This is a genomic window from Campylobacter lari subsp. concheus (genome assembly GCF_008245025.1).
Lineage (GTDB): Bacteria > Campylobacterota > Campylobacteria > Campylobacterales > Campylobacteraceae > Campylobacter_D > Campylobacter_D concheus.
In genome coordinates this window covers 1-14,699 of record NZ_CP043426.1, presented here as the reverse complement: position 1 = coordinate 14,699, position 14,699 = coordinate 1, and the positions used below count along the sequence as shown (strand labels likewise).

Annotated in this window: 16 protein-coding genes; 5 read left to right on the top strand and 11 right to left on the bottom strand. The window is 28.8% G+C overall.

Annotated features, from left to right (window positions below; genetic code table 11):
• Positions 1-3 precede the first annotated feature (3 nt).
• From CLCT_RS00075 to prfA, 4 genes are all read left to right on the top strand, one after another.
• Positions 4-765, top strand: coding sequence for a pseudouridine synthase (locus CLCT_RS00075; RefSeq protein WP_039667798.1), 762 nt, complete (start codon positions 4-6; stop codon positions 763-765).
• A 62-nt stretch (positions 766-827) separates the two neighbouring features.
• Entirely contained in the window at positions 828-968 is a 141-nt protein-coding gene (locus CLCT_RS07660) for a hypothetical protein (RefSeq protein WP_158336402.1), read from the top strand.
• An 83-nt stretch (positions 969-1,051) separates the two neighbouring features.
• Complete coding sequence (gene rpsT, locus CLCT_RS00070) at positions 1,052-1,315, top strand: 30S ribosomal protein S20 (RefSeq protein ID WP_039617063.1); 264 nt, start codon at positions 1,052-1,054, stop codon at positions 1,313-1,315.
• A gap of 6 nt (positions 1,316-1,321) precedes the next feature.
• Positions 1,322-2,389, top strand: coding sequence for a peptide chain release factor 1 (gene prfA, locus CLCT_RS00065; protein WP_039667797.1), 1,068 nt, complete (start codon positions 1,322-1,324; stop codon positions 2,387-2,389).
• Positions 2,390-2,398: 9 nt separating this feature from the next.
• On the opposite strand, the gene CLCT_RS00060 is transcribed toward prfA, so the two are convergent.
• The 3 genes from CLCT_RS00060 to pyrG form a co-directional block, all read right to left on the bottom strand.
• Positions 2,399-2,977, bottom strand: coding sequence for a lytic transglycosylase domain-containing protein (locus tag CLCT_RS00060; RefSeq protein ID WP_052239408.1), 579 nt, complete (start codon positions 2,975-2,977; stop codon positions 2,399-2,401).
• A 68-nt stretch (positions 2,978-3,045) separates the two neighbouring features.
• A complete protein-coding gene (recJ, locus tag CLCT_RS00055) occupies positions 3,046-4,617 on the bottom strand; it encodes a single-stranded-DNA-specific exonuclease RecJ (protein ID WP_149061907.1) in 1,572 nt (523 codons plus the stop codon).
• Entirely contained in the window at positions 4,607-6,244 is a 1,638-nt protein-coding gene (gene pyrG, locus CLCT_RS00050; protein WP_149061906.1) for a CTP synthase, read from the bottom strand. Before pyrG ends, recJ begins: the two co-directional genes overlap by 11 nt.
• A gap of 100 nt (positions 6,245-6,344) precedes the next feature.
• Here pyrG and thyX point away from each other — a divergent pair, with 100 nt between their 5' ends.
• Positions 6,345-6,977, top strand: coding sequence for an FAD-dependent thymidylate synthase (gene thyX / locus CLCT_RS00045; RefSeq protein ID WP_039667794.1), 633 nt, complete (start codon positions 6,345-6,347; stop codon positions 6,975-6,977).
• A 13-nt stretch (positions 6,978-6,990) separates the two neighbouring features.
• Here the strand turns inward: thyX and CLCT_RS00040 are convergent, their stop codons facing one another.
• The 8 genes from CLCT_RS00040 to dnaA all read right to left on the bottom strand — a co-directional run bounded on the left by CLCT_RS00040 (position 6,991) and on the right by dnaA (position 14,699).
• A complete protein-coding gene (locus CLCT_RS00040) occupies positions 6,991-7,200 on the bottom strand; it encodes an alkylphosphonate utilization protein (RefSeq protein ID WP_149061905.1) in 210 nt (69 codons plus the stop codon).
• A gap of 9 nt (positions 7,201-7,209) precedes the next feature.
• Entirely contained in the window at positions 7,210-7,851 is a 642-nt protein-coding gene (locus CLCT_RS00035) for an outer membrane beta-barrel protein (RefSeq protein ID WP_149061904.1), read from the bottom strand.
• A 53-nt stretch (positions 7,852-7,904) separates the two neighbouring features.
• Positions 7,905-8,291 (bottom strand): preQ(1) synthase, encoded by a 387-nt coding sequence (gene queF, locus CLCT_RS00030; RefSeq protein WP_149061903.1) that lies wholly within the window; start codon positions 8,289-8,291, stop codon positions 7,905-7,907.
• A gap of 26 nt (positions 8,292-8,317) precedes the next feature.
• Entirely contained in the window at positions 8,318-8,845 is a 528-nt protein-coding gene (locus CLCT_RS07710) for an adenylate kinase (RefSeq protein WP_149061902.1), read from the bottom strand.
• Positions 8,842-9,834, bottom strand: a complete 993-nt coding sequence (locus CLCT_RS00020; RefSeq protein WP_149061901.1) for an adenosine deaminase — start codon at positions 9,832-9,834, stop codon at positions 8,842-8,844. The genes CLCT_RS07710 and CLCT_RS00020 overlap by 4 nt, the downstream gene beginning before the upstream one ends.
• 8 nt (positions 9,835-9,842) lie before the next feature.
• Positions 9,843-12,161 (bottom strand): DNA topoisomerase (ATP-hydrolyzing) subunit B, encoded by a 2,319-nt coding sequence (gyrB, locus tag CLCT_RS00015; RefSeq protein WP_115644741.1) that lies wholly within the window; start codon positions 12,159-12,161, stop codon positions 9,843-9,845.
• 9 nt (positions 12,162-12,170) lie between these two features.
• Positions 12,171-13,238 carry a DNA polymerase III subunit beta gene (dnaN, locus tag CLCT_RS00010; RefSeq protein ID WP_149061900.1) on the bottom strand — a complete coding sequence of 356 codons (1,068 nt, stop codon included), beginning with the start codon at positions 13,236-13,238 and terminating at the stop codon, positions 12,171-12,173.
• A gap of 132 nt (positions 13,239-13,370) precedes the next feature.
• Entirely contained in the window at positions 13,371-14,699 is a 1,329-nt protein-coding gene (gene dnaA, locus CLCT_RS00005) for a chromosomal replication initiator protein DnaA (protein WP_149061899.1), read from the bottom strand.

Below are 14,699 nucleotides of genomic sequence, written 5' to 3'. Positions count from 1 at the left end.
ATTATGAGAATTAATAAATTCATCTCGCATAATAGCAAATATTCTCGCCGTGAGGCTGATGAACTAATCAAGCAAGGCTTAGTAAAAATCAATAAAAAAACAGCCTTGCTAAATGATAGCGTAAATGCTGAAGATAAAGTTTTTATCAATGGTAAAAAACTCCATAAAAAAACACAATTTTCAGTCATCATTTATCACAAACAAAAAGGTGAAATAGTTAGTAAAAAAGATGATAGAGGTAGAAAAACCATCTATCATACTTTACCAAAACAATTTAGTACTTGGCTTAGCGTAGGAAGGCTTGACTTTGCAAGCGAGGGATTACTTTTATTAACTGATTCACCTGTAATAGCAGATGCGCTTATGCATAGCGATTTAGAAAGAGAATATTACTTAAAAGTAAAAGGTAATATAGATAAAAATGTTATCGAAGCTATGCAAAATGGCTTAGAAATTCAAAATGAAAAAAAAGGGGCTCATGTTAAAACCAAAATAACCTCAATGAGTTTTGCTCCATTTTTAGGCTTTGAAATTTTTGGCTCGAGCGGAGGCTATACAAAACTAAAAGTAATTATTAATGAAGGTAAAAATAGAGAACTAAGACGTTTTTTTGGACATTTTGATTTAGAAGTGATGGATCTTAAAAGAGTAGCTTTTGGAGCATTAGATCTTGGTATGTTAAAAGCAGGAAAATGGCGTTATTTGGAAAATGGCGAGTACGAAAAACTACGCGATTTTTTAAAGACAAATAATATAAAATATTAATTTCACATTATTTCCACAAAGAATTTTTATAATTTTTCAATATATTAAAAAAGGAAAAATTAATGAAAATTCTAACTACTCTTTTTAGTGTAATTATGGTTTTTATTGCGATAACACACGAAGAAACTCTTGCGGAAAAATTAGAAAATCAATGCCAAGATCAAAAATCTTGCATAGTAAAAGCCATGAATATGATTAATTAATACTTTAAAATTACTTAAATTAATTAAATTTTAATTTTAATCTTGTATAATTAGCAATTTAATTTATATAAAAAAGGAAAATTATGGCAAACCATAAATCTGCTGAAAAAAGAGCAAGACAAACTATCAAAAGAACTGAAAGAAATAGATTTTATAGAACAAGATTAAAAAACATTACAAAAGCGGTTCGCGAAGCAGCAGCAAACAATGACAAAGAAGCTGCACAAAATGCACTAAAAGTAGCTAATAAAAGCATTCACGCTATGGTAAGCCGTGGATTTTTGAAAAAACAAACTGCATCACGCCGTGTGAGTAGATTAGCATTATTGGTAAATAAATTAGCATAATTTTTAATGTTAGCTGATAAACTCAAACCTTTTTTAGCACGCTTTGATGAGTTAAATACTCTTCTTAGCGATGTTAATATCTCTAATGATATTTCTAAAATGACAGCTCTATCTAAAGAGCAAAAGAATTTAGAACCCATAGTAGAAAAAGCAAAAGAATACCTTAAAACTTTAGATGAAATCGAAGAAAATAAAATTCTTTTATCTGATACAGAACTAGGGGAGCTTGCAAAAGAAGAGCTTAAAAATCTCGAAGTCTTAAAGCCACAACTTGAAGAAGAATTAAAAATTCTTTTACTGCCTAAAGATCCAAACGATGATAAAAATATATTTTTAGAAATTCGTGCTGGAACAGGAGGAGATGAAGCTTCTTTATTTGTTGGGGACTTGGTAAAAGCTTACATACGCTATGCTGAAAATCGTGATTATAAATACGAAATCGTAAGTTCTAGCGAGGGTAGTGTAGGGGGATTTAAAGAAATTATCATTCTCATCAAAGGAAATGGAGCTTATTCAAGGCTAAAATACGAAGGTGGAACGCACAGAGTTCAAAGAGTACCTGAGACAGAATCTCAAGGTAGAGTTCATACTTCAGCTATTACAGTGGCTATCATGCCAGAAGTTGATGATGTTGAAATTCAAATCAATCCAAATGATTTAAAAATCGATGTAATGCGCAGTAGTGGTCACGGTGGACAAAGCGTTAATACCACAGATAGTGCTGTAAGAATTACTCATATTCCAACAGGTATAGTTGTAGTAAATCAAGATGGCAAAAGCCAGCATAAAAACAAAGAAAGTGCTATGAAAGTCTTAAAAGCAAGACTTTTTGAAATGCAAGAACAAGAACGCTTAGCAAAAGAAAGCGAAGCAAGAAAATCTCAAGTTGGAAGCGGCGATAGAAGTGAACGCATACGCACTTATAATTTCCCTCAAAATAGAATTAGCGACCATAGAATAAATCTTACTTTATATAGACTTGATGCGATTTTAGAAGGTGGTCTTTTTGATGAGATCATCGAGCCTTTAATCGCTTATTACCAAGCAGAAGCTTTAAAACAAGAAAATTTATAATTTCTTGTTTTAATTATTACTTGCTAATAAAATTCTATATTGTTTTTTATCCACATTTATCAAAAGAGAAGCAAGTTTAAAAGCTCTGAATTTTTCCATTATAAAAAGATCTTTGCTATCTTTTAAAACTATAGCAACTAAATTTTTCATCACTTTATCAAGCCAAATATTTTTATATTTATCATTTGCTGAATGATACCTTCCAATAGCATTCCAACTAAAGCCATGTTTTTGTATAATCTCATGAAGTAATCTTGCTGCTATGTCAATATTTACACTAGCTTTTACAATCTCACTCTCACTAATCCCATAGCGCTTTAAATGAATGCTATTGATTTGCATTAAACCATAATCTCTTGTTTGATTTTTATTTTTGCTGGTGATATTATGCTTATAAGCTGCATTTTCTGTTAAAGCTATGGCTTTGAGTAAAGCCGTCGGTATATTGTACTTTCTAGCTGCAGTTTTAAAGTCTTTATCGTACTTATAAAAATTTTCAGGTATATAAGTATCGCCTATAAAAATTTTGGTATCAAAAGCAAAAGTAAAATTAAAAAATACTACTAATAATAAAAATTTTTTTAACATTTTACTCCTTTAAAGTACTTATACTATAGCAAATTTATAAATAAAAACTATGTAGCTAAGTTAATGAATTATCTAAGAATTTCTTTTATAGTAAGTTGAGGGGTGATTAATCCTCTAAAATTATTTTTAGAAACGCTAGCTATAAGATCAATGCTTTCTCCAAGCTCTGGCTCATAGTCAAAATTAAAAAATAAAGCTTCTAGAGTTTTATTTCCTTGAGTTAAAATAAGCTTCATGTGATTTTCATCTTTCCCTAGCTTTCTTTTATTTTTTACAAAAAGCTTATCAAATTTAAAATATGGCCTTGGATTTTTATGCCCAAAAGGCTCAAAAAATTCTAATATCTCTAAAAGTTCAAAATCAACTTCATTTGGATCAATACTACCTAAAACCTCATCAGCATTGTAAAAATCATCTTTAGGGATATTTTGACAAATTTCATAAAGCCTACTTTTAAAAATACTAAATTTTTCAAGCTCTACTAAAACTCCAGCTGCACCTTTATGCCCGCCATAGCTTAAAACAAATTCTTTAGCTTGTTCTATAACATTTAAAATATCTATCCTACCCACGCTTCTAACACTAGCTTTAGCCTTTTGCTCACATTCTGAAAAAACAAAGGCGGGTTTGTTAAAATGCTTTGCCAAACGACTTGCAACTATGCCCAAAACACCCTCATGCCAATTTTGGCCATTGACAATAATCACAGGATCATTTTCATCAACTTGTTCTAAACACTGCTTAAAAAGCTCGCGTTCTTCATCTTTGCGGCTATTATTATAAGTAATAATTTGTTCTAAATAACCCATAACCTCATCGATATTTTTAGAATGTAAAAATTTATAAGAAATAATCGCATCATCCATTCTACCTGCACTATTAATCAAAGGTGCGATTAAAAAGCTGATATTATCAAGTTCGAATTTATCCTTACCAAAATACTGCTTAATAGCTTTAAATGCTACACGCTTTGAATCGTTAATACATTCTATACCTTTTCTAACTAAGGCTCTATTTAAATCTCTAAGCTCCATCATATCTGCGATAATTGCGATAGATAAAAGCTCTATAAATTTACACATATTGTAATTAATCTTACACACTTCTTTTATCGCAGCGACTAAATACCAAGCCACTTGAGCTCCACAAATTTCAATATCAGGAAAATCACAATCTTGTTGTTTAGGATTAATGATCGCATAAGCTTTTGGTAAAGTAACTGGAGGCATATGATGATCAGTTATGATTAAATCAATTCCTTTTTGCAAACAAAGCTCTGCTGCATCAAAAGCTGCTATACCATTATCTACAGTGATGATTAAATCTACTCCATTGAGTTCATTGATGATTTCTTCATTTAGACCATATCCATCTTTAAAACGATTTGGAATTTTTACCACATAGTCATATCCGATATCATCAAAAAATTCAGATAAAATCACACAAGAAATTACCCCATCAACATCATAATCCCCAACAATAGCAAGTTTTTGATTTTTTTCAATCGCTTCTTTGATACGCAAAGCACCCTTATAAACATCTTTTAAACAAGATGGCATAGGTAAATCACAAAGCTTTACATGCGTATCGTTGATAAAACGCTGGTGTAAAATTTCTTTTATTTTAGCTTTATTTAGCATGATTTGTTAAAGATGCCTTGATAAAAGAAAAAATAGCCGGATTAACTCTAACTAAGCGTGAAGTAAATTCAGGGTGAAACTGCACTGCTAAGAAAAATGGATGATCTTTAAGCTCCACAGCCTCAACCAAACCTTCATTTTCCCCGCTTATAATAAGCCCGTTTTTCTCAAACATTTCTTTGTATTTTGGATTTGCTTCATAGCGGTGGCGGTGACGTTCTTTTACGCTTTTTTGGTTATCATAAACCTTACTTAAAAGTGTATTTGGCTTGATATGACACTCATAAGCCCCAAGACGCATAGTTCCACCAAGTGGAGTTTTGCTTGTTCTAATTTGCTTTTCTCCACTTGCATCAATAAATTCATCAATTAAAAAGATGATAGGATTTTTACAATTTGGATTAAATTCATGAGAATTTGCATCTTCTAGTTTTAAAACATTGCGTGCAAATTCCACTAAAGAAAGCTGCATACCCAAACAAATTCCTAAAAATGGAATTTTATTTTCTCTTGCATATTGTATGGCTTTGATTTTTCCTTCTACCCCACGGTAACCAAAACCACCTGCTACTAAAATCCCACTTACATCTTTAAAGCTTTCTTCAACATTTGCATTTTCTAACTTTTCACTATCTATCCATTTTAAATTTACTCTCGCATCAAGTGCTGCACCTGCATGGATAATGGCTTCTGTTAAGCTTTTATAACTTTCTTTTAAATCTACATATTTTCCTACAAAAGCAATGCTAAGTTCATTACTTGGAGCAATGACTCTTTTTACCAAAGAATCCCATTCATTCATATTTGGCTTTAAATTTTGAAGATCTAATAAACTTGCAATAGAATTTAAAATATCTTGTTTTAAGAAATTTAGTGGAATTTGATAAATACTAGCTGCATCCATACTTTCTATAACACAATTTTTTTCAACTCCACATGAAATTGCAATCTTATCTTTTAACTCTCTATCTAAAGATTTTTCACTTCTGCAAACAATCATATCAGGACTTATACCTATACGGCGTAATTCTCCCACGCTATGTTGAGTTGGTTTTGTTTTAAGTTCTCCTGCTGCTTTGATAAATGGCACTAAAGTTAAGTGAATATTAATAGCATTATATTTACCCACTTCAAGCTTTAAAGCTCTAATGGCTTCTAAAAATGGTAGACCTTCTATATCTCCTACTGTACCACCTATTTCAACAATTAAAATATCTTTATCAACTCCGGCTTTTTTAATACGATCTTTTATCTCATCAACTATATGAGGGATTACTTGTATGGTTTTTCCTAGGTAATCCCCTCTTCTTTCTTTTTCTATAACACTTTGATAAACTCTACCTGTTGTAAAGTTATTATCCTGAGACAAGCTCTCATTTAAAAATCTCTCATAATGTCCTAAGTCTAAATCTGTCTCAGCTCCATCATCTGTAACAAAAACTTCCCCATGCTCCAAAGGACTCATAGTACCAGGATCTACGTTGATATAAGGATCTGCTTTTAAAATACTTACTTTTAAACCTGAATTTTTTAAAATCGTAGCTATAGAAGCTGCTGCTATACCTTTTCCTAATGAGCTTAAAACACCACCAGTTACAAAAATATATTTAGTTTGTTTTAATTTCATAAAATAACCTTAATTTCTTTTTTTGAAATTATAACGAATAAAAAATTTTATTTTTATAAACATTTGTGTAAAATTCAATTATTTTTGAAGGAATTTTTCGATGAAAATCACATTATTAAATCATACTCCACTTTCTGTATGCTCTCATGCGACAAGAACATGTTGGCAAAGTTTTGACAAAGGCGATTGTGGTGGTGAAAAAGATAAAGAATTAATCGATCGTGTGGGAAATAAATTCAAACATGCTTCAACCTTAGAGCATTTAAACTATACTTTTTATATACAAGGTATTTCAAGAGCATGTCTACAAGAAGTTGCAAGACACCGCCACACTAGTCCTAGTGTAAAAAGCACAAGATATACTTTAAAAGAACTAAGAAATGAAAGTGAATTTAAAGAAAATGACTTTGAAAATGCTAAGAGATACTTGGTATTAACCGGAAATGAAGTAGTAGATAATGCAAGTATTAAAGCTTTAGAAAATTTGCGTTTGATTTTGCAAAATAGCATTAGTTTAGACATAGCAAAATACTGCTTACCAGAAAGCTATAAAACAGAATTAACTTTAACGATTAATGCAAGAAGTTTGCAAAATTTTATCACTCTAAGAAGCTCAAAATCAGCCCTTTGGGAGATAAGAAATTTAGCAAATGCTTTGTTTGAAAACTTGCCTGAGGAACATCAATTTATTTTCAAACATTGTATTTATCAAGAAGAAAATTCCCAAAGTTAATTGGGAATTTCTACTATATTTTTTTAAGAAATTCAGTTTTTAAAACAATCACACCAAATTTATCTACCTTAGCTTCAATTTCAGTTTCTTTATTTGTAAGCTTAATATTTTTTATAGTCGTACCACGCTTTAAAGTAGTGCTTACACCTTTAACTTTTAAATCTTTAATTACACTTACACTATCACCTGCATTAAGTTCAGTTCCATTTGCATCTTTTGGCATATATTCTCCTTAAAATTTATAAGTATATCCTAGATATAAACCATAATTTGTTTGTTTAGGATCATAAAAATTTGATGAATTAGCAGTGCTAAAATTTCTTGTATTATAATGACTTTGTTCGGCTTTAAAACCAAACTCAATTTCATTTGCTTGATTTAACTCATATAAAGCACCGATTTTTGCTCCATAGGTATAACCATCAAAGTTTTGAGATAAAGATAAAAAGCTTGTTTTTAAAGTCATATCCGTTCTTGCATAACCACCATATACACCTAAAACTGCTCTTATTTTTTCAAATATTTTTGGAGTAAAATCATAACCAAGTAAAAACTTATGTGTGGTAAATTCTCCATCAATTTTTAACTTTGTAGTATTGATTACGTCACTAAATTCACTTGAATAATTATAAGCACCATAAATTCTATGATTTTCATTAAAACGATATCCAGCTCTTAAACCAAAAACAGGGATATTACCTTCTAAATCACCATTAAATTTTTTATTATTTTTAGTATGTTCAAGATCAGATTTTACCTTAGTATGAAACCATCCTGCATCAATACCTAAAAGCAAACCTGAATTTTCATCCGCTAAAGCTAAATTTGAAATCAAAGTAACACTTGCAACTAGACTAAATAATTTTAATTTCATATTTTCCTCCTTTAAAATAAGACTTAATATATCCTTTTATTTTTAATAAAAATTTAATTTTGTGGTATTACTAAATCAGATCTACATTCAATCACAGTATGTACATTACCACGAGGGTTAAAATCACCTACTACTTTTATCCATTTTGGATCAAGTTTTTCTTTTAAAGTATTATAAATTTCATTAATACTTGCTTCATGTGAAATATTTCTATACATAAAGGTATTAATATAAAGTTTAATTGCTTTAAGTTCTACTACTAATTTATTTGGAATATATTCTAAGTAAATTGTAGCAAAATCAGGATACCCACTACGCGGACAACAACACATAAATTCAGGCAAAGTAATTTTAATCACATAATCATTTTTAGCATCATTTGGCCAAACTTCCATATTTTCTACACTAAATTCTTTGATTTCTTTTTCACCATATCTCATACAATTTCTCCTATTTAAAATTAAAATTATACAAAAAATTCAAAAGCTTTTTGAATTTCAATTTCATAGTCTTTTTTGATTTCTAAAAAAGGTAAATTAAAATTTTCACATTGTGATTTTAAATACTGATGATTTGATATTAAAATATTTATATTTTCTTTTTCACTAGTTAAACGAGTTTCTATAATATTTTCTTTTTGATATATTAATTTATAATTTTGTAAAATATATTCTTTTGAAAAAATAATATAGAATATCTTTATTAAAGAATTATTTTTAAATTTTTGAACTCTTTTAGGAGTAAGATAAATTCCTTCTATAATTAAATTTTGACTATTTTCAAGACAAGTTTGTATAATACTTTCTATGATAGGAAATAAATACTCACTTATTTTTTCATCTTCATATACTTTAAAAGGACAATCTTTCATTCCTTTAATCAAGCCCATTTTTAAATGATCCAAACTCAAGTAAGAATAAAAATATTTTTCAAGTAATTTTTGAGCTAATAAAGTTTTTCCTGTATGACTTTCTCCGCCAATTAAAAAAATCATGAAAATTCTTCGATCATTTTTCTTAAACTTTCTTTCTCATTTTCTTGTAAAAATGATGCATTTATAGCATTGATACAAAGTTTTTTAACCTCATCTTTACTAAGTTTAAAAGCTTTATCTAAAGCATTAAAATTTTCTAAAATATATCCACCAAAATACGCAGGATCATCTGAATTTACACAAACACAGAGATTTTGTCTTAAAAGTTTTAAGATATTATGCTCTTGCATGGTATTAAAAACTTTTAATTTTATATTTGATAAAGGGCACATTGTTAGTGGAATTTGACTTTTTGCTAATTGTTTTACAAGCTCTAAATCTTCTTCACACCTTACGCCATGATCTATTCTACTTACACCAAGCTCTAAAGCTTGTTTGATATACTCACTACTTCCTTCTTCACCCGCATGCATAACTAACAAAAAGCCTTCTTCTTTAGCTTTTTGAAATAAATTGTTAAATTTAAAAGGAGGATTATTAAGTTCAGAACTATCAAGTCCTATGGCTTTGATCTTATCTTTATATAAACAAAGCTCATCTAAAGTTTTTAAACCCTCATCTTCGCTTAAATGCCTTAAAATACAAGCTATTAAAAAACTTGAAATTCCAAATTCTTCTTTTGCTTTTTGCAAAGCTTCCCAAATTCCTTCTATAACATCTTTTAAAGGTATATTTCTAGCAGTATGAGTTTGAGGATCAAAGAAAATTTCAGTATGAACTACATTTTGCTCTTTACACTTTTTCATATAAGCAAAGGTCAAATCATAAAAATCTTGCTTGGTTTGTAAGACATTTGCACCTTGATAATATATATCTAAAAAATCTTGCAAATTTGAAAAATCATAAGCTTTTTTAATCTCTTCTTCACTTTTATATTTTAAAGTAATATTATTTTTTCTAGCCAAATCAAACATCATTTTAGGCTCTAATGAGCCTTCAATGTGTAAGTGTAATTCTACTTTTGGAATATTTTGTAAAAAAGTTTTCATTTTAAAAATTAAACATCTAAATGCTTAACATCTTTAGCATGAGCTTGTATATATTCACGGCGAGGCTCTACATCATCTCCCATGAAAAGGTTAAAAGTATCATTTGCTCTTTGAGCATCTTCTATGGTAATCTTTAACAAACGACGATTACTTGGATCCATAGTTGTTTCCCAAAGTTGTTCAGGATTCATCTCACCAAGACCTTTATAGCGTTGTATATAAGCACCTTTTTTAGCATTTTTTTCAACTTCATCTAAAATTTCTAAAATATCTTTATCAAATTTTAAATCTCTATCTTTGATTTTTTGATAAATATAATTTGCCTCTTCATACAAAGGATTAGCAAATAAATCATCATTGATGATAAGCTCTTCTAAACCATTTTCAGTTTGTACATAAACACGAATTTCATTTTCATTGATATATGAATTTAAAATATTGTGATTTTGCTTTTCTAAAAATTCTTTTATAACTTTAAATAATTCTTCATTAGAAGCTTTTATTAAATCAGGATTTTCTATCAAATATCTAATCACTGAAATTACATTAAATCTTTTTTCTAATTCTTTTAAAACACTTCTATAAGCTGCAACTATTTTTAGAAAATCTTTTAAATCATTTAATCCTATACCCTCATAAGTAGAGCTTTCTATACCTGTTTCGATCAAATAATCATTTAAAGCTTTTTCATCTTTTAGATAAATTTCTTTTTTCTGTCCTTTTTTATAGCGGTATAAAGGTGGTTGAGCTAAATAAATATGTCCATTTGTTACAAGATCATTCATAAAGCGGAAGAAAAATGTCAAAAGTAAAGTTTGTATGTGAGAACCATCCACATCAGCATCAGTCATGATAATGATTTTATGATATCTTAATTTTTCTATATCAAATTCATCACCAATCCCACAACCAAAAGCTGTAATCATATTTTGAATTTGTTCACTTTTTAAAATTTTATCTAATCTTGCTTTTTCAACATTGAGTATTTTACCTCTTAAAGGTAAAATCGCTTGGAAAGTTCTTTCTCTACCTTGTTTTGCAGAACCTCCCGCACTATCACCCTCAACTAAATAAATTTCACTTTCACTTGGATCTTTACTTTGACAATCAGCTAATTTTCCTGGCAAAGTCCCTACACTCGAACTTTCTTTTTTTCTTGTTAATTCTCTAGCTTTTTTAGCTGCTTCTCTACCACGAGCAGCCATTAAAGCTTTATTCATAATAGCTTTTGCTTCAATAGGATTTTCTTCAAAATATTTTGTCAAATACTCAAAAGAAGCCTTAGAAACTATAGGTCTAACATAGCTTGAACCTAATTTTCCTTTAGTTTGTCCTTCAAATTGTGGCTCAGGTACTTTTACACTTACAACTGCTATTAAACCTTCTCTTACATCATCACCTGTTATTTTAGAGTCTTTCTCTCTAGCACTAGCATTTGCTTCAATGTAATTACTAATAACACGAGTTAAGCCCATTCTAAAACCTGCTTCGTGCGTTCCACCATCTGGAGTTTTGATATTATTTACAAAAGAAAGTAAATTTTCACTATAACTATCATTATAAAGTAATGCTACTTCAACATTTACATCTTCTTCATCTACATTGAAAAATATTGCCTTAGTTAAAGCTTGTTTTTTATTTAAATCTGTAACAAACTGACTTATACCACCTTCAAAATGAAAACTTTCTGCTTTTCCTACGCGGTTATCTTTAAAATTTATAGTAATTTTTGGATTTAAATATGCAAGTTCACGAAATCTTTTAGCTAAAATTTCATAATCAAAATCAGTCACTTCAAAAATTTGATCATCAGGCCAAAATTCTATGATTGTTCCTGTTTTTTTACTTTTACCTATGGTTTCAAAATTGCTTGTAACTTTACCTTCAGAAAATTCTTGTCTGTAAATTTCTCCATCTCTATGCACTGTAGCAACTAACTTTTTTGATAAAGCATTTACAACACTTACACCAACCCCGTGTAAACCGCCTGAGACTTTATAAGTATCTTTATCAAATTTTCCACCTGCATGAAGTACGGTTAAAACTACAGTCAAAGTAGGGATATTTTCAGTAGGGTGAATTCCAACTGGAATCCCTCTACCATTATCACTTACTATACAAGAACCTTCTGTAGTAATTTCTACATTGATCGTATCACAAAAACCTGCCATAGCTTCATCGATAGAATTATCCACTACTTCATAAATCATATGATGAAGACCACCTATATTGGTATCACCTATATACATACCAGGGCGTTTTCTAACAGCTTCTAAGCCTTTTAAAACTTTAATATTTCCTGCACCGTAATTTTGATTTTCTTGCATTTATTTTCCTTATAAAATAACTGGCATAATTACAGTTTGTAATTCTTCACTTGAAACTAAAAATGCCATATGAGGTTCATTTATGCTAAGTTTGAATGTTTCACTTTCAATAGAATTTAAAAAGTCAGTAATGAATTTATTTTTAATGCAAAGATTAAATTCTTCATCTATATTAAGTTCCATTTCAAGTTCAGTTTTTGCTTCCATGTTATCTAAACTAATACCTTCAAATACAAGTTTATCTTTATGGAAATTTAATTTCATTTTTTCGGTAATTACATTGATTTTTTTCAACGCATCCATAAATTCCTCAGTTTTAAAAATAAATTCTTTCGTGATATTTTTTGGAATTACTCTTTCATAATCAGGGAATTTATCATTAATAAGTTTTGTGAAAAACTCAAAATTATCATTTTTTGCAATCAATATATTTTCATCATAATAAATTTCAATTTTTTCAAAAAAGATTTTTTGCATTTCTAAAATAGCTTTTTTAGGGATACAAAGGTTAAATTCTTTTTCATTTATTTTATTAAGTGTGAAAACTGCTAAGCGTTTAGTATCTGTACCTACAAAGCTGATGTGAGTAGTTTTTATATCAAGTAAAGCACCATTTAAAGAATACTTTGGATTATTTGTATCAACTGCGGGTAAGATCTTTTTCAAAGATCTACTTAAATCACTTGAATCAATATCAAATTTATCCTTTCCTTCAGTGTTTGGGAAATTTGGGAAATCTTCATAATTAAACATAGGAAGTTTATATTTAGTTCCTTTTTGTCTAATAAAAAGGAAATTTTCTATGGTTTCTAAAACTACATCTTCATTATTTAAACTTTTTATAATATCTAAAATACTTTTAGCATTAGCAGTTGCAAAACCTGCACTTTCAACTTTGATTTTTTTGATTTTATAATTAATACCTATTTCATAATCACTTGCTCTTATGATTAATTTATCTTCAACTACTTCAAAAAGTAAGTGAGAAGCGATATTGCTTGAGTCTTTTTTATCTACATAAGAGTTAGTTAAAACTATGGCAGATTCTAAAGTATTTTTGTTAATGCTAATTTTCATTTTTACTTCCTTTATTTTTTAAATTTATTTTATCATAATAATAGGTAATGTGAAAATGTGAAATACTTTTTAAAAGTCTTTTTTTATAGAAATTTTACTCGTAGAATAAAATTTTTTGTTTTTCACTTTTATTCACAGGGTGTTTTTTATTTTTGTCAAAATTTTATTTCTTAATTCTTCTACTATGGCTTTTAAGTTTTCATTTTCACTCATTAGTTCTTGAATTTTTTTAATATTATGTGAAATGGCGGTGTGATCTTTCATATTAAAAAATCTAGCAAGCTGAGGCATAGACATAGTCGTTAGTTCTCTTGCTAAAAATATCACAACCCTTCTTGCCATAACGATATTTTGTGTTTTTTTGTTTGATTTTATATCATTAGGTTTAAGATTATAGCTTTTTGAAACATCAGCAAGTATGTCTTCAACACTGATATTTTCTTTTGTTTCTTTAATGTGATCTTTCATAAAACTTTTAACGATTTCTAAAGTGATTTCTTGATTAAAAAGTCTTGCTTGAGCATTTAAATTTGTAATCATACCTTCTATTTCTCGGATATTATCTCCCATTGAAGTAGCAATGTAGCTTATGACTTCAGGTTTGAGATAAATAGCATTAAATTCGCATTTTTTCTTGATAATTGCGATTTTTGTATCAAGCTGAGGTGGAGTGATATCTGCAATGATCCCGTTTGCAAAACGACTTTTTAAGCGTTCTGTGATGCCTTTTAACATATTTGGAGGATTATCACTTGTCATGATGATTTGTCCAAATTTTTCTTTGATTTCATTAAAAGTAAAGAAAAATTCCTCTTGAATTTTGTCAGTTTTACCTAAAAACTGCACATCATCGATGAGTAAAACATCACAATTTTTATATTTTTCATGGAATTTACTCATGGTTTTGTTATTTAAATGTATGGTAAAATCATTGATAAAATTATCACTTGTGGCATAAATAACCTTATATCCATTATCCAAGCATACATTTCCAACAGCTTGAAGCAAGTGAGTTTTTCCAAGTCCTGTAGGGCCATAGATAAAGATAGGGTTATATAATTTTCCAAGTTTGCTTTTATCAGTAATGGCTTTACAAGTTGCATAGGCAAATTGATTAGAATCCCCTACAACAAAACTTTCAAAAGTAAAAGAAGGATTTAAAATAGTACTTTGAAATTTAATCTGTGAAATATCTGTAGAAAAATGTTTTTTCTCTACTTTTTGATCATTTGTGATGATTTTAATTTGAGGATTAATTCCTGTTTTTACTTCATAAAAATAAGCTAATTTTTGTGCGTATTTTGTTTGTATAAATTTAGCCAAAAAATGATTTGGTGCTATAAATACTAAGATATTATTTTTACTTAATTTTTCACTAAATTGTAAGTGAGAAATGTAAGTATTGTATTCGTTATTACTAATTTCAGTTTTAAACTCAAGTAAAAAATCTTTTATATTCAT